Source organism: Coprococcus sp. AF51-11b1, assembly GCF_027682785.1.
Lineage (GTDB): Bacteria > Bacillota > Clostridia > Lachnospirales > Lachnospiraceae > Allocoprococcus > Allocoprococcus comes.
Genome location: NZ_JAQCZB010000014.1, coordinates 101967 through 122177 on the forward strand (window position 1 = coordinate 101967; position 20211 = coordinate 122177).

Consider the following 20211-nt stretch of genomic DNA (forward strand, 5'->3'; position numbering starts at 1 on the left):
CGGAATGGTTTGCACAATGGAATTAGCACCATTTCTTTTGGCTCGACTGCCGTATACAGCGCATACAATTGGCAGCCGTCCCCTTTGAATTATGTAGAAAAGAGAATGAACTTACGAATAAATTCGAACTTTCAACGGAATCCCCATCTCGTCTGCGAGCTTCTGGGACGCATCGATTTCTTCCTGTGAAATGATGCTTACCACACTGAACTGCACAGATGAGAACAGTTTCTTCGCTTTCTCGGCAAATGCAAGCATATCTGGGAACGCATTTTCAAAACAAGGCTGTGTAACTTCCTGGTAACGTTCGGCAGTTGGCGCATTCAGGCTGATCGATACGGCATCGATATATTTTGCCATTTCTTCTGCGATCGGCTTTTTATTGAAGAGTTCGCCAAGTCCGTTGGTATTGACGCGAAGGAGAACTTCCGGATGTTTTTCTTTCATGTATTTTGCAGCAGCAATCAGATTATCGTAGGCACAGGTCGGTTCCCCGTAGCCGCAGAAGACGGCTTCCGGATAATTTGTAAAATCAAAAGCATCAATAGCTGCCTTGATCTCTTCGAAAGAAGGATTGTGGTCGTGCCAAAGTTCTGTTGCCTCTCCGATGGCTTCATGCTCGTTACGGATGCAGAAAATACATTTGCAAGTGCAGCGGTTGGTGATGTTAAAATATGCATTGTTTTTAAATGTGTAAATAATATCTGACATTATAATAAAATCTCCTCTTTGAAAGTCAGGCGGATATTCAAGAACCACCTGTCATTTGCGTATAATTAAATATTGGCTAAATTCCAAATTTGTTTTTCATTGTACTCTTGAAACCGGCTTTGTCAAGAGTGGAACCAAGAATGATAAAGATCACAGCACTTCCGCCTGACTGGGCAAGGGTTCCTACAATCGAAGGAATCAGTGCACCCCAGGTTCCGAACAGGATTACATCTGTGATATAATATCCAATAAAGGAAATTACAGCGGCAACAACAATGCCGACACAGTTGTGTACATTCACGATCTTGTCCTTTTTACATGTGATCGGAAGGGAGATCAGCATCTTGATGATGAAGGTTGCAGGTGCATATACCGGGGCAGTCAGGATATCTGCCATGGCACCACCGATTGCACCAGCAAACATGGCATATGGTGTTGGGAGGAATGCAGCGGCAAGATAGATCAGAGAATCTCCGATGTGTACATATCCGCCATTTACACCAAATGGAATATGGAAAATATAAGCAGTTGTCACACAGATCAGTGCTGCAAAAAGAGCTGTTGAAGTCAGTCTGGAGATTTTCTGATGAGAAAGTGCATTTGCAGATGGTTCTGGATTGTTAATGGTTGTAGATGACATGATAGTTACCTCCCTAGGTTTTATTTATTTTGTAAATGTCAGTCAAGCAGCATAGAAAGATGGGATTCAAAATTGATTCCATCATTGCGCGGAATCTGGTCGGCAACGGTGTCAATCAGAGATCTTTCGATAAACCGGCATGCTTTTTCCACGCCTGCAGCTGCACTTTTTCCCTGTACCATCGAGGCACATACGACAGCGGAGAGCAGGTCACCGGTGCCAGAATAGCTTCCTCCGTGAATTCCAGAGGAAATGACGCTTATCTGGTCGTTCTCGAGAACCAGATTGTAATATTTTACGGTATCATCAGAAGGAGCCTGATAAAGAATACCGGTGACGATGATCGTCTGGATCTGCGTTTCTTTCAAAGGGGCGGCAATCCGGGCAATCCGGTCCAGATAATCCGGTTCGTCCTTATACTTGGTAAGCCCTGCAAAATCAGAGTGTGTTAAAAGACACAGCTCGGTAAGATTTGGCGTGATCACATCGGCATGGGATACAAGCTTCTGCATCTGCTGTTGGAGTCTGGGAGTGAAAATATCATATTTGACACCGGAATCTCCCATGACCGGATCGACAAAGAGCAGAGTGGAAGGGGTTCTGAACTTCTCACAGAAATTCAGGATTTTTTCCGCCTGATCTGCGCTGCCGAGATATCCGGTACTGATTGCATCCAGGGTAAGACCACGTTTTTGCCATTCTTCTGTGTAATGATCGATCTTGTCGGTAAAGTCCGTACAGTAATAGCTGTCGTAGCCGGTCTGATTGGTTAAAACTGCCGTTGGCAGAGGACAGGCCTGCACACCCATGACGGAAAGAACCGGGATCGCAGCTGTCAGAGAGCATTTACCAAGACCGGACAGATCATTGATAACAGCGACTCGTTTTATCATTGAAGCATCCTTTCCGAAATACAAAGTGAAAAATTCTTGCATTTCTTATGTGTTTTATATAGAATAAAATAAAAGTGTCATTTGTAAAATATACAAAAAGAAATATTTTTTAGAGGTCAGTTATGAGAGTGGAATTACAGAATGAGGAACACTGCCGGTATCTGAGAGTGTATCATTATTACAGGAATCTGATTCTATCCGGGCAGATGAAGTCAGAGACAAAGCTTCCATCAATCCGTAAAGGTGCAAACGAGCTGCAGATGAGCCGGACGACGATGGAGAATGCGTATATGCTTCTGGCAGCAGAAGGTTATATTGTGTCCAGACCGCAGAGTGGATATTATGTGACGGATATTGCCGAGAAGCAGGAAGAGGGCAGAAAGATTGCAAGCCGGCATGTAAGGAAGCAGGAGAATCCGGTTGTCTATGATTTTGCAACATCAAATGTAGATAAAGAGAGTTTCCGGTTTGAATTATGGCGGAGATATATGAAGAGCGCAATGCGCCAGGATGAGAGACTGCTTTCTTATGGAGAACCGCAGGGGGAACAGGAATTCAGGGAAGTACTGTCTGAATATATTCAGAAGACCAGAAGTGTGATCTGCAGCCCGGATCAGATCGTGATCGGTGCCGGTATACAGAGTCTTCTGCATATTCTGTGCCCACTGAATCATAAAAAGAGAACCGTATTTTTCAGGGACAGTGAGTTTGTACAGGGAATGACGGTTTTTGAAGATCATAACTACCGGATTGCAGGAAGTGCGGAAGAAGAGATTGGAATGTATTACGTGTCACCATCACAGATGACAAGATTTGGTGGGGTGATGCCGATCCAGGAAAGACTGGAACTGGTCGGACGCGCCGAGAAAGAGCATTTTCTGATCATTGAAGATGACTATAACAGTGAGTTCAAATATTTTCAGAAACCGGTTCCGTCCCTGCAGGGACTTTCGGGAGGAAGAAATGTCATTTATCTGGGAACATTTTCCAAAATGCTGCTTCCGTCTATCAGGATCAGTTATATGATACTGCCGCCGGAATTGATGGAAACTTACGAAAAAAGAAAAAATAATTACAATCAGACTGCATCCAAGGCCGAGCAGATCGCACTGACACAGTTTATCCGTGACGGACATCTGGCGAGTCAGGTCCGTAAATCCAGGAAGATCCATCTGGCAAAGGCAGAAAAGCTTGCAGAGAGTATCCACAAGGTATTTGGGGATACAGTAAATGTAAAGATCGGGGAAGCCGGTTTTATGGTTCAAATTATATTTTCAAATGGAACAGATGTTAAGAAAGTGGCAAAAGCAGCCCGAAAAGAAGGTCTTACATTCCGGGAAGCCGAAGGACATACGCTGTTACTGACCTGCGCAGGTGTAGAGTCGGACAAATACGAAGAAGCTATGCAGATCCTTGCAAAATGCGTTATAATAGATAATATGAAGTGACCTCACATTTGTAGCAATGTGGATTTACCTGTATACTAGAATTTGATAAGAACAAAGGTAACAAGGATTACCGCATACAAAAGGAGATCACTCATATGAAAAGAATACTAAAAATTGGCATGAATATCCATACCACAAATTACACATTATGCGCAATGGAACCAATAATCGGTGAGGCTGACAGTGTATTTGAAACAATCAAGGTAACATCGGATTATAAAAATATCCTGCTGTTTATTGAAAATATGAAAATGAAACTTGGGTTGAATGATGAATACGATATTCAGTGTGGATATGAGGCGGGCTGTCTTGGATATTCACTCTATAACTAGCTAACAGCCGCAGGAGTAAAATGTGTGATACTTGCACCAAAAACCATGCTTACACCGCAAAGTGTAAGAATAAAGACAGATATGCGGGATGCATATATGATCACCCAATGTTTGTCATATGGTGGTTATCATGCTGTTTATATTCCGACAGGAGAAAGAAAGGGGGAAAGGATGGAAGGTTCACATGAACTGGTTCTGCCAAATGAGGATCTTTCTTTTCGAATGTTTTTGTTTGAAGGGAAAGATGGAAATTATGTCAGGGAAAAGCACTGGCACCGGTCAATCGAGATGTTTGTTGTGCTGGAAGGCAAACTGGATTTTTATATCAATGAAGAAGACATCCATCTGGATAAGAAAACCTTTGTGATCGTTAATTCCAATGAACTGCATTCGATTTCGGCGTCACTTCCGAATAAGACCATTGTACTTCAGATGCCGCTTCAGACATTTGAACGGTATTATACGGATGAGCAGTTTATCTGTTTTACCCACAGGGAAAGAGTACAGGATGAGCAGCTAGTAGAATTGGTGGAGAAGATGTATGCGACATATCAGGAAAAAGAGATAGGATATGAGCTGCAAGTACAGAGTTATTTTTACAGATTGCTATATCTGATGGTGACGAAGTATCGGAAGATGAATGTCAGTGAAGAAATTGTGCGTGAACATAGGAACAGGAATCGGCTTTCTTCTATTACCGGTTACATAAAAGAAAATTTCAAAGAAGATCTTTCACTTGAAGGAGTGGCGCAGAGTTTCGGTTATTCACCCACGTATTTGTCTCGGATGTTTCGGAAATATGCGAAGATCAATTATAAAGAATATGTACAGGGCATTCGTCTGGAATATGCATACCGGGAGCTTACCGGAAGTGATGCATTGGTAGAAGAGATCGCAGAGCATAATGGATTTGCAGATGGAAGGGCATTTGCAAAAGCATTTCAGAAAAAATACGGAGTAAGACCCAGTGAGTTTCGTCGGAGACAGAAATCAGAGGATCAGAAAATGAGTTAGAAAAAGTTGACAAAGACAAGAAAGTGCAGTTAACAGGCTAAGTATTCGGTAGCAGGTACTGAACACGCCTGTTAAAATAAAAAGAAAGAAGGAAGAAACACAATGAAAATCAAAAATGTAACAGATCCAGAATTCAGACGTTATGGACGTATCGTTGATGGCTATGATTTTACAGAAATGATCAAGGTAATGGAGCAGACACCACTTCCGGAGGAGGTTATTTATGTGCCATCGGATAACAAACTGGAGAAGACAGAACCTGCAATTGATCTGAAGATGAGAATTTTTGGAGAACTTCCAATACAGATCGGATATTGTAATGGTCATAACAGCAAGCTGAATGCGTTGGAATATCACAGAAGTTCAGAAGTGAATGTTGCAGTTACAGATATCATTTTACTTCTTGGATCAGAGCAGGATATTGCATCTGATTTTACCTATGAGACATCAAAGGTAGAGGCTTTTCTTGTTCCGGCAGGAACAGGAATTGAAATTTATGGAACAACCCTTCACTATGCACCATGTGGAGTGGATGGAAATGGATTCAAAGCAATCGTTGTTCTTCCACAGGGAACAAACACAGATCTGATGACCTGTCATACAAAATCTTATGATGACAAGCTTTTGACAGCAAAAAACAAATGGCTTATTGCTCACGAAGAAGCAGGTATTGAAGGTGCGGTATGTGGTCTTAAAGGAGAGAACATCGATCTTGCAAAATAAGCGGACGAAAGTCCTTGTTTAGGAGGAAAAGATCATGAATAACATGCCAGAAGTTAAAATTGGAGTTGTTGCGGTAAGCCGTGACTGTTTCCCGGAAAGCCTTTCTGTATCAAGAAGAGAAGCACTTATGAAGGCTTACAAAGAAAAATACGGAGAAAAACACATTTATGAATGTCCGATCTGTATCGTGGAAAGCGAAATCCATATGGTACAGGCTCTGGAAGATATTAAGAAAGCCGGATGTAATGCACTGGTTGTATATCTTGGAAACTTCGGACCGGAGATCTCAGAGACGCTTCTTGCAAAACACTTCGATGGACCAAAGATGTTCGTTGCAGCAGCAGAAGAGAGCGGCAATAACCTGATTCAGGGACGTGGAGATGCATACTGCGGTATGTTAAATGCAAGCTACAACTTAAAGCTTCGTAATGTCAAAGCATACATTCCGGAATATCCGGTTGGAACAGCAGAAGAATGCGCAGATATGATCCATGAATTTGAACCGATCGCAAGAGCAGTCATCGGACTTAACAATTTGAAGATTATCAGCTTTGGACCAAGACCGCTGAATTTCCTTGCATGTAATGCACCGATCAAACAACTTTACAATATCGGCGTAGAGATTGAAGAAAACTCAGAACTTGACCTGTTTGAAGCATTTAACAAACATGCCGGAGATGAAAGAATTCCGGCAATTGTAAAAGAGATGGAAGAAGAACTTGGAGCCGGTAACAAGAAACCGGAAATCCTTTCAAAACTTGCTCAGTATGAACTGACACTTAAAGACTGGGTAGAAGAACACAGAGGATACCGCAAATACGTTGCAATCGCAGGAAAATGCTGGCCGGCATTCCAGACACAGTTCGGATTCGTACCATGCTATGTCAACAGCCGTCTGACTGCACAGGGCATCCCGGTATCCTGCGAAGTAGATATCTACGGAGCACTTAGCGAATTTATCGGAACTGTTGTAAGTGAAGATACCGTAACACTCCTTGATATCAACAACTCCGTACCGGCTGACCTTTACGAAGAAGACATTAAAGGCAAATTTGATTACACACTGAAAGATACATTCATGGGATTCCACTGTGGAAATACCGCATCATCCAAACTTTCATTCTGTGAAATGAAATACCAGATGATCATGGCAAGATCCCTTCCGATCGAGGTAACACAGGGAACACTCGAAGGCGACATCAAACCAGGGGATATCACATTCTTCCGTCTGCAGAGCACATCAGACAACGTACTGAGAGCTTACATCGCACACGGTGAAGTCCTTCCGGTGGCAACACGTTCCTTCGGAGCAATCGGAATCTTTGCAATTCCGGAAATGGGCAGATTCTATCGTCATGTACTGATCGAAAAGAACTTCCCGCATCACGGAGCCGTAGCATTCGGACATTACGGAAAAGCACTTTACGAAGTATTCAAATACATCGGAGTACCGGTAGACGAAATCGGCTACAACCAGCCAAAAGGTGTACGTTACCCAACAGAAAATCCTTGGGGCTAATTAAAACTATACACAATCATATAAGGGGCGGCTGAATGAACCCGCCCCTTTATAGTACAAAGAAACACGAATTAAAAACAGGATTTATGTTTCAAGCAGGCGGTTCAATGTCTTGAGGACCAGATTATAGAAAATAAATATGGCAGATTCCATTTGAGGCAATGAAGATGAGACTCAGAAATTGTGGAAGCCATTGCGGACACAATTTCCGCCCTAAGAGGCTCATCGGAATGCTTTGCCGATTGGAAGATGCAATATTTATTTTCTATAATCTGGTCACAATCCCTCGAATCCGTCAGGTTGATATAAAAACCCTAACAAGGAGGAACATTATGCTCTATATAGGCGTAGACCTTGGAACATCCGCAGTAAAACTTCTGTTAATGGATGAAAAAGGCGACATCAAAAAAATTGTTTCAAAAGAATACCCATTATACTTCCCACATCCGGGCTGGTCAGAACAGCATCCGGAAGACTGGTTTACCCAGTCCGTAGAAGGCATCAAAGAACTGACTTCTGAGTGTGATAAGAGCCAGGTTGCAGGAATCAGCTTTGGTGGACAGATGCACGGACTGGTCATTCTGGATAAAGACGACCAGGTCATCCGCCCGGCAATTCTCTGGAATGATGGACGTACCACAGAAGAGACGGATTATCTGAATAACGAGATCGGAAAAGAAACGCTTTCTAAATACACAGCAAACATTGCATTTACTGGATTTACCGCACCGAAGATCCTGTGGGTAAAGAAAAATGAGCCGGAGAATTTTGCAAAGATCACAAAAATCATGCTTCCAAAAGATTATCTGGCATACTGCCTGTCAGGAAGCTTCTGCTCTGATTATTCGGATGCATCCGGCATGCTTCTGATGGATGTAGAACACAAATGCTGGTCCAAAGAAATGATGGACATCTGCGGCGTAACAGAAGAACAGCTTCCGAAACTTTATGAAAGTTACGAAGTCGTAGGAAGTCTGAAGCCGGAAGTAGCAGCAGAACTCGGACTTTCTGAAAATGTAAAAATTATTGCAGGAGCAGGCGATAATGCAGCGGCAGCTGTCGGAACAGGAACAGTTGGTGACGGAAGATGTAACATTTCCCTTGGAACATCCGGAACCATCTTTATTTCCAGTGCAAACTTCGGCGTAGATAAGAACAATGCCCTGCATTCTTTTGCACATGCAGACGGTCATTATCATCTGATGGGATGCATGTTAAGTGCTGCATCCTGCAATAAATGGTGGGCAGAAGAGATTCTTCACACGGATGATTTTGCAGCAGAGCAGAAAGATATTACAAAGTTAGGTGAGAACCATGTGTTCTATCTTCCATATCTGATGGGAGAGCGTTCACCGCACAATGATCCATATGCAAGAGCTACCTTTACCGGTATGACGATGGATACCACAAGAGCAGATATGATGCAGGCAGTACTGGAAGGAGTTGTATTTGCACTCCGTGATTCCCTTGAAGTTGCAAAAAGCCTTGGAATCAAGATTGAACGTACCAAGATCTGCGGTGGTGGAGCAAAGAGTCCTCTTTGGAGAAAGATGATTGCCAATATCATGAACCTGAAAGTGGATATCATCGAGAGCGAAGAAGGACCGGCACTTGGAGGTGCAATCCTTGCAGCAGTCGGATGCGGCGAATACGAAAGCGTAGAAGCAGCAGCTGACAAGCTGGTTAAGATTGTAGATACCGTAGAACCGGAAGCAGAACTGGTTGAAAAATACGAAAAGAGATACCAGGAGTTCCGTCAGATTTATCCGGCACTCAAACCGGTATTTCCGCATATTCAGTAATTGAATATAAGATTTTTATGGCGTCAGTCACATTGAATCTTCTTCTTTGCAGTCCCCGTTGACAGTGAAAGTTAAAACCCGTATAATGAATTATAAGATTGACATGATGTGGAGGGCTTGATTCTATGATTATTGCAAAGAATGATGAAGATAAAAGAAGCCGTGTGTGGAACTATGTGACAGGAATTACGACCGTTCTGATCATTATCGTGGCTGGATATTTCATTTACCAGGGATTTTTCGGAAATCCGCTGGAAGGAAAGTGGAAGCATGATGAGAGTGATATGATACTGGAAGTAGATGACCATAATGAAGCAGAGCTTGACTGGAAGAACCTGATCGATGGTAAGGATGTGGATGTGGAACTTGGATATACACTGGATATCAAGGCAAAGCAGATTACATTTACTGTGAAGCAGGAAGAGCTGGATGAGACAGCGAAAGAACTTGGTGATAATGTAACTGCATCGGAAGTAGAGCAGGCGATCAATTCTGTACTCACTACATTCAATTACAGTGTGGACGGAACCGAGCTTACACTTACCGAGTGGGATTATGGGGACCAGATGATTTTTGAAAAAGCAGACAAATAAAGAGAACCCTCTCTCTGTGGGCACGAAAGTCCGCAGGCAGAGGGTTTTGTGTGAGAACAGGAGGTTAAAAGCAGATGACAAGGAAGGAGACAAAAGTAATAAATATCGGAGGAAGAAAGATCGGTGGAGGCAATCCGGTAGCGATCCAGTCCATGACAAATACAAAGACAGAGGACGTGGAATCTACAGTTGCACAGATTCTTGCTCTGGAAAAGGCAGGATGCGAGATTATCCGCTGTGCAGTTCCGAATATGGAAGCAGCACAGGCTTTACAAGAGATTAAGAAACAGATTCATATTCCACTGGTTGCAGATATACATTTTGATTATCGTCTTGCGATTGCTGCAATTGAAAACGGTGCAGATAAAATCCGTATCAATCCGGGGAATATCGGAAGTGAGGACAGAGTCCGTGCGGTTGTGGAGAAAGCAAAAGAATACGAGATTCCGATCCGTGTCGGGGTGAACAGTGGTTCGCTGGAGAAGAACCTTCTGGAAAAATATGGTGGCGTGACTGCAGAGGGAATCGTGGAAAGTGCACTTGACAAGGTACACATGATTGAGAACATGGGCTATGACAATCTGGTGGTCAGTATTAAGTCTTCAGATGTCATGATGTGTGTAAAAGCGCATGAGCTGATCGCAAAGAAATGCCCGTATCCGTTGCATGTGGGAATCACCGAGTCCGGGACGCTGCTTTCAGGCAATATTAAATCTTCAGTAGGACTTGGAATCATCCTTTATCAGGGAATCGGAGATACGATTCGTGTATCGCTGACAGGGGATCCATTAGAAGAGATCAAGAGTGCAAAACTGATCCTGAAAGCACTGGGACTTAGAAAAGGAGGAATTGAAGTTGTATCCTGCCCGACCTGTGGACGTACCAAGATTGATCTGATCGGACTTGCCAATAAAGTAGAGACGATGGTTGCTGAATATCCACTTGATATCAAGGTTGCAGTGATGGGATGCGTGGTAAATGGTCCTGGAGAAGCAAGAGAGGCTGATCTTGGAATTGCAGGGGGAATTGGGGAAGGACTTCTGATCAAAAAAGGAGAGATCATCCGCAAGGTAAAAGAGGATGAACTTTTAGATGCACTTCGTAATGAACTGGAACATTGGGGCGAATAGAAGATGACAAAGCTATTTTTTGATGTGTTTCCAACATTGAATATCGATAACGACAGCCATATGCTGTTTGAAAAGGTGGAGGTGACGAAAATCACCTCCACTTCAGCCAGAAATCATATCAAGGTTTATATTTACAGTACCCATCTGATCCCGAAGAAAACGGTATGTTATGTGGAGAACCAGATTGAGGAACAGCTGTTTTCGCAGGGAAATATTCCGGTGACGATCATCGAGGAATACCGGCTTTCCGAGCAGTATACGCCGGAGAACCTGATGCATGCCTACAAGGAGAGTATTCTTTTTGAGCTGGAGCAGAAAAGTGTGCTGGAGAAAAATATGTTCCAGAAGGCAAAGTGCCGTTTCGAAGGGGAGCGTACTATGTGTCTGACTATGGCGGACACGATTGTTGCAGAGGGAAAGAACAGCGAGATCACCAGCTATCTGAAGGATGTCTTTGAGAACCGTTTCCACGTGCCGGTGGATGTAGAAATTGATTATGAAGAAGTAGGAGAGAGCAAATACAAGAAATTCAATGAAATGCAGCTTCAGCAGGAAGTAGATGCGATCAGGGAAAGGAATCAGAAGTTGCAGGCACAGCATGCCACGGAAGAGGCGGCAAAAGCAAAAGAAACGGAAGGCGTATCAAAGAAGAAAGCGGAAAAAGCAGAAGATGCCGCTAAAGAAGCAGATGCATCAAGTACGCAGAATAAACAGGAACAGAAGAAACCGGAGACTCCGAAAAAGCAGGAATTTGCAGGAAAGTCCAGTGGGTTCAAAAGTGGCAAGGGAAGCTTTGTGCGTCGGGATTATCCGCTCAAGCGCTCTGATGACCCGAACGTAATCTATGGACGGGACTTTGACGATATGCCGATCGAGCTGAAGACAGTTACCGGAGAGATGGGTGAGATTACTTTCCGGGGACAGGTGATCAGCTTTGATACCCGTGAGATCCGGAACGAAAAGACAATCGTCATGTTTGCCGTGACCGACTTTACCGACACGATCATGGTCAAGATGTTTACCCGCAATGACCAGCTCCCGGATCTGCTTGCGGAGATTAAAAAAGGTGTATTTCTGAAAATCAAAGGAGTTACGACGATTGATAAATTTGATGGAGAGCTGACCATTGGTTCTGTAACCGGAATCCGCAAAACTTCGGATTTCCGTGTAACAAGAAAAGACAAGTATCCGGAAAAACGCGTGGAGCTTCACTGCCATACCAAGATGAGCGATATGGATGGTGTTTCCGAGGCAAAAGATCTGGTAAAGCGAGCACATGACTGGGGGCACCCGGCGATTGCGATCACCGATCATGGTGTGGTGCAGGGGTTTACCGATGCCAATCATGTGATCGAGGATCTGGATAAAGATGATCCATTTAAAGTTATTTATGGAGTGGAAGGATATCTGGTAGATGATCTGACTAAGATCGCAGAGAACGAAAAGGGACAGGATCTGGAAGGCACTTACGTGGTATTCGATATCGAGACAACCGGTTTTTCCGCTGTGACTGACCGGATCATCGAGATTGGCGCGGTAAAAGTGGAAGACGGGAAGATCACAGATAAGTTCAGTACCTTTGTCAATCCGAAACGTCCGATCCCGTTCCGTATCACGGAACTTACCGGCATCACCGATGAGATGGTCATCGATTCGCCGGATATTGAGACGATCTTGCCGCAGTTTATAGAATTTATTGGCGATGCGGTTCTGGTGGCGCATAATGCTTCTTTTGATGTGGGATTTATCGAGCAGAACTGCAAAAGGCAGAAGATTGAGGCTGATTTTACTTATGTAGATACCGTTGCACTTGCCCGTGTCCTTCTTCCGGCACTGAACCGTTTCAAGCTGGATACCGTTGCAAAAGCTTTAAATATTTCCCTGGAGAATCATCACCGCGCAGTTGATGATGCAGGTTGCACGGCAGAAATCTTTGTGAAATTTGTGCAGATGCTCAAAGAACGGGAACTGACAACGCTTGCAAAAGTTAATGAATTTGGGGATCTGAACCCGGATTCTATTAAAAAGCTTCCGACTTATCATGTCATTATTCTTGCAAGAAATGACATTGGTCGTGTGAATTTGTATCAGCTTGTTTCAGCATCCCATCTGGTTTACTATAACCGCAGACCCCGTATCCCGAAAAGTGTGCTAAATGAGCACCGGGAAGGTCTGATCGTGGGAAGTGCCTGCGAAGCCGGAGAGCTTTACCGTGCACTTCTGGATGGAAAGCCGGATGAGACGATCGCGAAGATCGTGGATTTTTATGACTATCTGGAAATCCAGCCGCTTGGAAACAATGCATTTATGGTAGAGAGTGACAAAGTAACTTCGGTCAATTCTATGGAAGATATCATGGATCTGAACCGGAAGATCGTGCATCTTGGGGAGCAGTTCCACAAACCGGTCGTGGGAACCTGTGACGTACATTTCATGGATCCGGAAGATGAGGTATACCGCCGGATCATCATGGCAGGAAAAGGATTTGGAGATGCCGATAAGCAGGCACCACTATACCTTCGTACAACGGAGGAAATGCTGGATGAATTTGCCTACCTTGGTTCGGAAAAAGCGTATGAAGTTGTGATCAGGAACACCAATTTGATCGCGGATATGATCGAGAAGATTTCTCCGGTCCGCCCGGATAAGTGTCCTCCGGTTATTGAGAATTCCGACCAGATGCTGCGAGATATCTGTTATAATAAAGCCCATTCTATGTACGGGGATCCCCTTCCGGAGATCGTACATGAACGACTGGAAAGAGAACTGAATTCCATCATTTCCAATGGATTTGCGGTTATGTATATCATTGCGCAGAAGCTGGTATGGAAATCCAACGAGGATGGTTACCTGGTAGGATCCCGTGGTTCGGTAGGATCTTCATTCGTTGCAACTATGGCAGGAATTACGGAGGTCAATCCTCTGGTTCCACATTACTATTGTAGCAATTGTCACTATAGTGATTTTGATTCGGAAGAAGTGAAAAAATATGTGGGTGGCTGTGGACACGATATGCCGGATAAGAACTGTCCGGTCTGTGGACAGAAGCTGGTCAAAGACGGATTTGACATTCCATTTGAGACTTTCCTTGGATTCAAGGGAAACAAAGAGCCGGATATCGACCTGAACTTCTCCGGAGATTACCAGAGTAAAGCGCATAAGTATACGGAGGTTATTTTCGGAAAAGGTCAGACCTTCCGTGCCGGAACCATTGCCGCACTTGCAGAAAAGACGGCTTATGGATATGTGAAGAATTATTATGAGGAGCGTGGTGACCGTAAGCGAAACTGCGAGATCGATCGTATCGTAGCTGGCTGTACCGGAATCCGCCGAAGTACCGGACAGCATCCGGGGGGAATCGTAGTTCTTCCGCATGGAGAGGACATTAACTCTTTCACTCCAATCCAGCATCCGGCAAATGATATGACGACCGATATTATCACCACTCATTTTGATTATCATTCCATCGACCACAACCTTTTGAAACTGGATATTCTCGGACACGATGATCCGACCATGATCAAAACGCTGGAAGAGCTGATCAATTCTAATGCGATGGACAATAAATACGATGGAGTGAATAATGTATTTAAAGCGACTGATATTCCATTGGATGATCCAGGTGTAATGGGACTTTTTGCAGGAACAGAGGTGCTCGGTATCACACCGGAGGACATTGACGGATGTCCGCTTGGTTGTCTGGGAGTCCCGGAGTTTGGTACAGATTTTGTTATCCAGATGGTAATTGATACCAAGCCAAAGACACTTTCGGACCTGATCCGTATTTCAGGTCTGTCTCATGGAACAGATGTGTGGCTGAACAATGCACAGACTCTGATTGAAGAAGGAAAGGCAACCATTTCCACGGCAATCTGTACCCGTGATGATATCATGACTTATCTGATCAACAAAGGTGTTGAAAGTGAAGAATCCTTCACAATCATGGAACGTGTGCGTAAAGGAACCGTCGCAAAAGGAAAATGTAAAGAGTGGTCACAGTTTAAAAAAGATATGCTGGAGCATGACGTGCCGGAATGGTATATCTGGTCCTGTGAGCGGATCAAATACATGTTCCCGAAAGCCCATGCTGCAGCTTATGTCATGATGGCATACCGGATTGCCTACTGCAAGATCAATTATCCGCTTGCCTATTATGCGGCATACTTCGGAATCCGTGCATCTGCATTTTCTTACGAACTGATGGGACAGGGAAAAGAAAAACTTCTCTACCATATGAAAGAATATAAAAGAAGAGCAGAACTCAATCAGCTCAGTAAAAAAGATCAGGATACCTTAAAAGATATGAAAAATGTACTGGAAATGTATGCCAGAGGATTTGATTTTTTACCGATCGATATCTACAAATCCAAAGCATCCAAGTTCCAGATCGTCGGCGACAAGCTCCTTCCACCGTTCAACACCATTGACGGCATGGGCGATAAAGCCGCCGAGGCTATGGAAATTGCCGCTAAAGACGGACCATACCTCTCTAAAGACGATTTCCGTCAGAGAACAAAAGTCAGCAAGACATTGGTTGACTTGATGGCAGATATGGGTTTGCTGGGCGACCTTCCGGAGACCAATCAGTTATCCCTGTTTGATTTTGCCTAAATAAAAAGTCAAAGTACTTAAAGATAAGTTATCATTCAATATAACTTAAAAAAGTGCTTTGGCTTTTTTGCATATAAGAGAAAAGTATAAATTTGCATTTGGTTAGGTTAAACAAAGCCTTTTACTGTATTTTGCCAGTAACGTAGAAGCAGAGTTCCGTTCTGACTATATCTATTTCCAATTCCGTTGAGTGCAATGGAGATGAAACACAAGTCGGAATTCTGGCACCACCGATTCCACATCCATAAAAATGCACAAAATCATCCCTATTTTTTTGGTAGTTATTTATGGCTGAAAATGATTGACTTTGACTGAAAAAGGCGATATATTAAACCTAAAGATGAATGAAAAAGAAAATAAATGATTGAAAATGACTGAAACATAAAATACAATTGAATAAATCAGTCATAACCAGTCGAAATGGAGGTGAGATAAGTGCTTGCAGAAGAAAGATTCAGTGAAATTCTGAAATTAGTGAATGAACACAAGACAATCACTGTTCAGGAACTGACCGAGCTTCTGGATATGTCAGAGTCAACGATACGAAGAGATCTGACAACACTTCATAAAAAAGGAAAGCTGATCAAGGTACATGGTGGTGCAACCGCAGTCAATATGGCGCAGTACACCAGAGATGAATCTGTTGCAGTCAGACAGGATCTGAACATTGATGAAAAGGTGCAGATCGGAAAGTATGCATCATCTCTGATTGAAAAAGATGATTTCGTCTATATCGATGCCGGAACGACCACGGATTTCCTGATTGATTTCCTGACAGAGCAGGACGCTGTGTATGTGACAAACGGAATCATGCATGCGAAGAAGCTGACACAGAAAGGATGTATAGTTTATCTGATCGGTGGGGAATTAAAAGAAGCAACGCTGGCACTGGTCGGAGAGGAAGCAATGAAAACCCTGGGAAGATACCATTTCACAAAAGGATTCTTCGGAACCAATGGGATTCATATAGAGAGTGGATGCACCACACCAGATATCCGGGAGGCTGCGATCAAAGAGATGGCGATCTTAAGAAGCGCAAAGGCTTACATCCTTGCAGATTCAACCAAATTTGGTCAGGTAGCACCGGTAACATTTTCAGAACTGGATGCAGTGGACATCATTACAACAAAGCTTAAGGATGCTACATTTAACAAATATAAAAATATTGTGGAGGTTGCAAAATAATGATTTACACAGTGACATTTAACCCGTCTTTGGACTATGTGGTACAGGTAGATCAGCTGATCCCGGGAGAGATCAACCGGACAACAAGCGAACATATCTATCCGGGAGGAAAAGGAAACAACGTATCTGTGATCCTTTCCAATCTGGGACTTAAGAGCAAAGCGCTTGGATTCAAGGCAGGATTTACCGGAGATGTACTGGAAAAGATGCTGGAAGAGTTCGGATGTGAGACAGATTTTATCCCGTTAAAAGAAGGTAATAGCCGAATCAATGTAAAGATCAATGCAGGAACTGAGACTGAGATCAACGGACAGGGACCGGTTATCACAGAAGAAGCAATCCAGGCATTATATGAAAAGTTGGATAAGCTGGAAGAAGGCGATGTACTGATCCTTGCAGGAAGTATTCCGAATACTCTGCCGGAAGATATTTATGAGAGAATCTTGGAGAGACTTTCCGGAAAAGAAATCCGTTTTGTAGTGGATGCAACCAAGGATCTTCTTTTAAAAGTTATGAAATATCATCCGTTCCTGATCAAACCGAACAACCATGAGTTAGGTGAGATGTTTAACGTAGAACTGAAGAGAAAAGAAGACATCATCATTTATGCGAAGAAGTTACAGGCACTTGGAGCACAGCATGTACTGGTATCCATGGCAGGTGACGGAGCGATCCTTGTGACAAAGGATGGAAAAGTCTATGAGACCATGCCTCCGAAAGGAAAGGTTGTCAATTCTGTTGGCGCAGGTGATTCTATGGTGGCAGGATTTATTACCGGATATCTGAATACAAAAGACATGGAAAAAGCATTCCGCCTGGGTGTGGCGGCAGGAAGCGCTTCAGCATTCTGTTCGTGGCTCGCTACAAGAGATGAGATTGTTGCACTTCTTGGAGAACCGGCAGAAGTGTACCATATATAAAATCAAATGGGAGGAATGACAAGATGAAGATTACAGATTTACTCAAAAAGCAAAGTATTTGCCTCGATGGCAAGGCAGACTCCAAAGAGCAGGTCATCCGTGAAATGGTCGATCTGATGGCAGAAGGCGGGAACATCAATGACATTGACACCTATCGTGAAACTGTCTTCAAACGAGAAGAAGAAGGAACTACAGGAATTGGTGAAGGCATTGCAATCCCGCATGGCAAGACTGAAGCGGTAAGCGCACCGGGACTTGCAGCCATGGTACTTCCGGAGGGTGTAGATTACGATTCTCTGGACGGAGAACCGGCATACCTTATTTTCCTGATCGCAGCACCGAATACAGAGGACAATGTACATCTGGAAGTACTCAGTCGTCTGTCCATGCTTCTGATGGATGAGGATTTCAGAAACAAGCTGCTTCATGCAAAGGATGTTGATGAATTTCTTGCTTATGTTGATGCAGCCGAGAAAGAAAAATTCCCGGAAGAAGCAGAAGAAAAAGCAGAAGCTCCGGCGGATGCATCTACAAAACCGTATCAGATCCTCGCAGTTACCGCATGCCCGACCGGTATCGCCCATACTTACATGGCGGCGGAAGGTCTGGAAAAGAAAGCGAAAGAAATGGGAGTTACCATCAAGGTAGAAACAAACGGATCTGGTGGTGCCAAGAACGTACTGACACCGGAAGAAATCGCTGCCTGTGACTGTATCATCATTGCAGCCGACAAGGATGTCGCAATGGCAAGATTTGACGGCAAGCCGCTGATCAGTACAAAGGTATCTGACGGAATCAACAAAGCACAGGAGCTGATCGAACGTGCCTTGAGTGGAAATGCTCCAGTTTATCACAGCAAGGGTGGAGCAACAGAAGAGGGTGGTGCGTCATCTGACGGAGATACCATCGGACGCAAGATTTATAAGAGCCTGATGAATGGAGTATCCCATATGCTTCCGTTCGTAATCGGCGGTGGAATCCTGATCGCACTTTCTTTTCTGGTTGACGGTGCAAATGCAGGTACAGCAGCATTTGGTAGTGGAACTCCACTTGCAAAATTCTTCAACACCGTTGGAAATACAGCGTTTGGGATGATGTTCCCGATCCTTGCCGGTTATATTGCAATGGCAATTGGTGACAGACCGGCATTGATGCCTGGTATTGTAGGCGGACTTCTTGCAAAAGCCGGAACTTCTGTATTCCTTGCAGAAGACGCATGGATTTCATCCGGATTCTTCGGTGCACTGATCGCCGGATTTGCAGCAGGATACCTGATGATCGGATTGAAGAAATTGTTTGACAAGCTTCCGAAAACTCTGGAAGGGACAAAACCGGTTCTTCTGTATCCATTCTTTGGGATTCTGATCATGGCAGCATTTATGATCTTTATCGTAAACCCACCGGTTGGAGCATTTAACACCTGGCTGAATAATGTCCTTTCCGGAATGGGAGAATCCAGCAAGATGCTTCTGGGAGCGGTTCTTGCAGGTATGATGTCCATTGATTTTGGCGGACCGTTCAACAAAGCGGCATATGTATTTGGAACGGCATCCATCGCAAGTGGACAGTTTGATATTATGGCATCTGTTATGATCGGAGGTATGGTTCCACCGATCGCAATCGCACTTGCCACCACATTTTTTAAAAACCGTTTCACAAAGAGTGAACAGCAGACAAGTATCACAAACTACATCATGGGACTTTCTTTTATCACAGAAGGAGCCATTCCATTTGCAGCATCTGATCCGCTTCGAATCATTCCGCCATGTATAGTTGGTTCTGCAATAGCAGGCGCATTATCCATGATGTTTGGATGCGGATCAAGAGCTCCGCATGGAGGAATTTTTGTCATCGGAATTATTGACAATCCATTGATGTTTTTGATAGCATTGGTTGTAGGAGCTGTCGTAGCAATGGCGGGAATTGTATTACTCAAAAAGCCATTGAAAGCAGAGTAGTAACTTATTAATTTTCTAAATATTTTTTAAAGAACAGGAGTGTTGAATCATGAAAGAATTTAAGTATGTAGTAACAGATGCACAGGGAATCCACGCAAGACCGGCAGGAATTCTGGTAAAAGCAATTGCGAAAAAAACTTCAGATATTAAGATCAAAAAAGCAGGAGATACACGTGAAGTCAATGCAAAGAGCATTATGGCAGTTATGAGTCTTGGTGTAAAAAAAGGAAATGAGGTTATCATCACAGCTGAAGGCGAAGACGAAGAAGAAGCAATCGCGGAAATCCAGAAAGTATTAGAGGAGAATCTGTAGGATTATGATTACACTAAGTGGTAAAAGTGTTTTTGGTGGCGTAGCCATCGGGAAGATTGCTTTTTATAAAAGACAGGAAAAGCAGGTAAGACGGTATCATGTAGAGGATACCGAAGCAGAGGTGGCACGTTTTGAGGATGCCCAGGAGACTGCGATCGCACAGCTCGGTGAGCTGTATGACAAGGCAATGGAAGATGTAGGAGAAGCCAATGCGGCAATCTTTGAAGTACATCAGATGATGCTGATGGATCTGGATTATGTGGATTCGATTAAGAATATTATTACCACCCAGGAAGTCAACGCAGAGTATGCTGTCGCGACGATAGGAGATAACTTCTCCCGGATGTTTGCATCTATGGATGATGCTTACATGCAGGGACGTGCAGCCGATGTAAAAGATGTATCGGACCGACTTCTCG

Annotated in this window: 17 protein-coding genes; 14 read left to right on the forward strand and 3 right to left on the reverse strand. The window is 43.7% G+C overall.

All coding sequences use genetic code 11. From position 1 onward, the window contains the following. Positions 1 to 111: 111 nt before the first annotated feature. The 3 genes from PGY05_RS13805 to PGY05_RS13815 all read right to left on the reverse strand — a co-directional run bounded on the left by PGY05_RS13805 (position 112) and on the right by PGY05_RS13815 (position 2244). Positions 112 to 711, reverse strand: coding sequence for a TIGR04100 family radical SAM protein (locus tag PGY05_RS13805; RefSeq protein WP_055247848.1), 600 nt, complete (start codon positions 709 to 711; stop codon positions 112 to 114). A gap of 76 nt (positions 712 to 787) precedes the next feature. Then, entirely contained in the window at positions 788 to 1351 is a 564-nt protein-coding gene (locus tag PGY05_RS13810) for a TIGR04002 family protein (protein ID WP_195254739.1), read from the reverse strand. Between the two features lie 38 nt (positions 1352 to 1389). Continuing rightward, positions 1390 to 2244: a pyridoxamine kinase gene (locus tag PGY05_RS13815; protein WP_181974582.1), complete on the reverse strand. Its 855-nt coding sequence runs from the start codon at positions 2242 to 2244 to the stop codon at positions 1390 to 1392. A 122-nt stretch (positions 2245 to 2366) separates the two neighbouring features. On the opposite strand from PGY05_RS13815, the gene pdxR reads away from it, so the two are divergent. The 14 genes from pdxR to PGY05_RS13885 form a co-directional block, all read left to right on the forward strand. Further along, entirely contained in the window at positions 2367 to 3692 is a 1326-nt protein-coding gene (gene pdxR / locus PGY05_RS13820) for a MocR-like pyridoxine biosynthesis transcription factor PdxR (protein ID WP_175305492.1), read from the forward strand. A 95-nt stretch (positions 3693 to 3787) separates the two neighbouring features. Further along, positions 3788 to 4024 (forward strand): hypothetical protein, encoded by a 237-nt coding sequence (locus PGY05_RS13825; RefSeq protein WP_008369532.1) that lies wholly within the window; start codon positions 3788 to 3790, stop codon positions 4022 to 4024. A gap of 171 nt (positions 4025 to 4195) precedes the next feature. Next, positions 4196 to 5038 carry an AraC family transcriptional regulator gene (locus PGY05_RS13830; RefSeq protein ID WP_173690686.1) on the forward strand — a complete coding sequence of 281 codons (843 nt, stop codon included), beginning with the start codon at positions 4196 to 4198 and terminating at the stop codon, positions 5036 to 5038. 102 nt (positions 5039 to 5140) lie between these two features. Beyond that, positions 5141 to 5761, forward strand: coding sequence for a DUF4867 family protein (locus PGY05_RS13835; RefSeq protein WP_022220942.1), 621 nt, complete (start codon positions 5141 to 5143; stop codon positions 5759 to 5761). 34 nt (positions 5762 to 5795) lie between these two features. Continuing rightward, positions 5796 to 7280 (forward strand): L-fucose/L-arabinose isomerase family protein, encoded by a 1485-nt coding sequence (locus tag PGY05_RS13840; RefSeq protein WP_173687113.1) that lies wholly within the window; start codon positions 5796 to 5798, stop codon positions 7278 to 7280. Between the two features lie 332 nt (positions 7281 to 7612). Beyond that, complete coding sequence (gene xylB / locus PGY05_RS13845) at positions 7613 to 9082, forward strand: xylulokinase (protein WP_022220940.1); 1470 nt, start codon at positions 7613 to 7615, stop codon at positions 9080 to 9082. Positions 9083 to 9207: 125 nt separating this feature from the next. Continuing rightward, positions 9208 to 9675: a hypothetical protein gene (locus PGY05_RS13850; protein ID WP_117824743.1), complete on the forward strand. Its 468-nt coding sequence runs from the start codon at positions 9208 to 9210 to the stop codon at positions 9673 to 9675. A gap of 74 nt (positions 9676 to 9749) precedes the next feature. Beyond that, complete coding sequence (gene ispG / locus PGY05_RS13855; RefSeq protein ID WP_008369525.1) at positions 9750 to 10805, forward strand: flavodoxin-dependent (E)-4-hydroxy-3-methylbut-2-enyl-diphosphate synthase; 1056 nt, start codon at positions 9750 to 9752, stop codon at positions 10803 to 10805. Between the two features lie 3 nt (positions 10806 to 10808). Next, the gene (locus PGY05_RS13860) at positions 10809 to 15416 is read left to right on the forward strand and encodes a PolC-type DNA polymerase III (protein WP_195250255.1); all 4608 of its coding nucleotides are present in this window, start codon (positions 10809 to 10811) and stop codon (positions 15414 to 15416) included. Between the two features lie 435 nt (positions 15417 to 15851). Beyond that, positions 15852 to 16601 carry a DeoR/GlpR family DNA-binding transcription regulator gene (locus PGY05_RS13865; protein WP_008369518.1) on the forward strand — a complete coding sequence of 250 codons (750 nt, stop codon included), beginning with the start codon at positions 15852 to 15854 and terminating at the stop codon, positions 16599 to 16601. Then, the gene (pfkB, locus tag PGY05_RS13870; protein WP_195250254.1) at positions 16601 to 17521 is read left to right on the forward strand and encodes a 1-phosphofructokinase; all 921 of its coding nucleotides are present in this window, start codon (positions 16601 to 16603) and stop codon (positions 17519 to 17521) included. Before PGY05_RS13865 ends, pfkB begins: the two co-directional genes overlap by 1 nt. 23 nt (positions 17522 to 17544) lie before the next feature. Continuing rightward, positions 17545 to 19479 carry a PTS fructose transporter subunit IIABC gene (locus tag PGY05_RS13875; RefSeq protein ID WP_195250253.1) on the forward strand — a complete coding sequence of 645 codons (1935 nt, stop codon included), beginning with the start codon at positions 17545 to 17547 and terminating at the stop codon, positions 19477 to 19479. Between the two features lie 49 nt (positions 19480 to 19528). Beyond that, complete coding sequence (locus PGY05_RS13880; RefSeq protein WP_055262380.1) at positions 19529 to 19792, forward strand: HPr family phosphocarrier protein; 264 nt, start codon at positions 19529 to 19531, stop codon at positions 19790 to 19792. Positions 19793 to 19796: 4 nt separating this feature from the next. Next, positions 19797 to 20211, forward strand: a 415-nt coding sequence (locus tag PGY05_RS13885; RefSeq protein WP_330673023.1) for a phosphoenolpyruvate-utilizing N-terminal domain-containing protein, incomplete at its 3' end; no start/stop codon positions are given.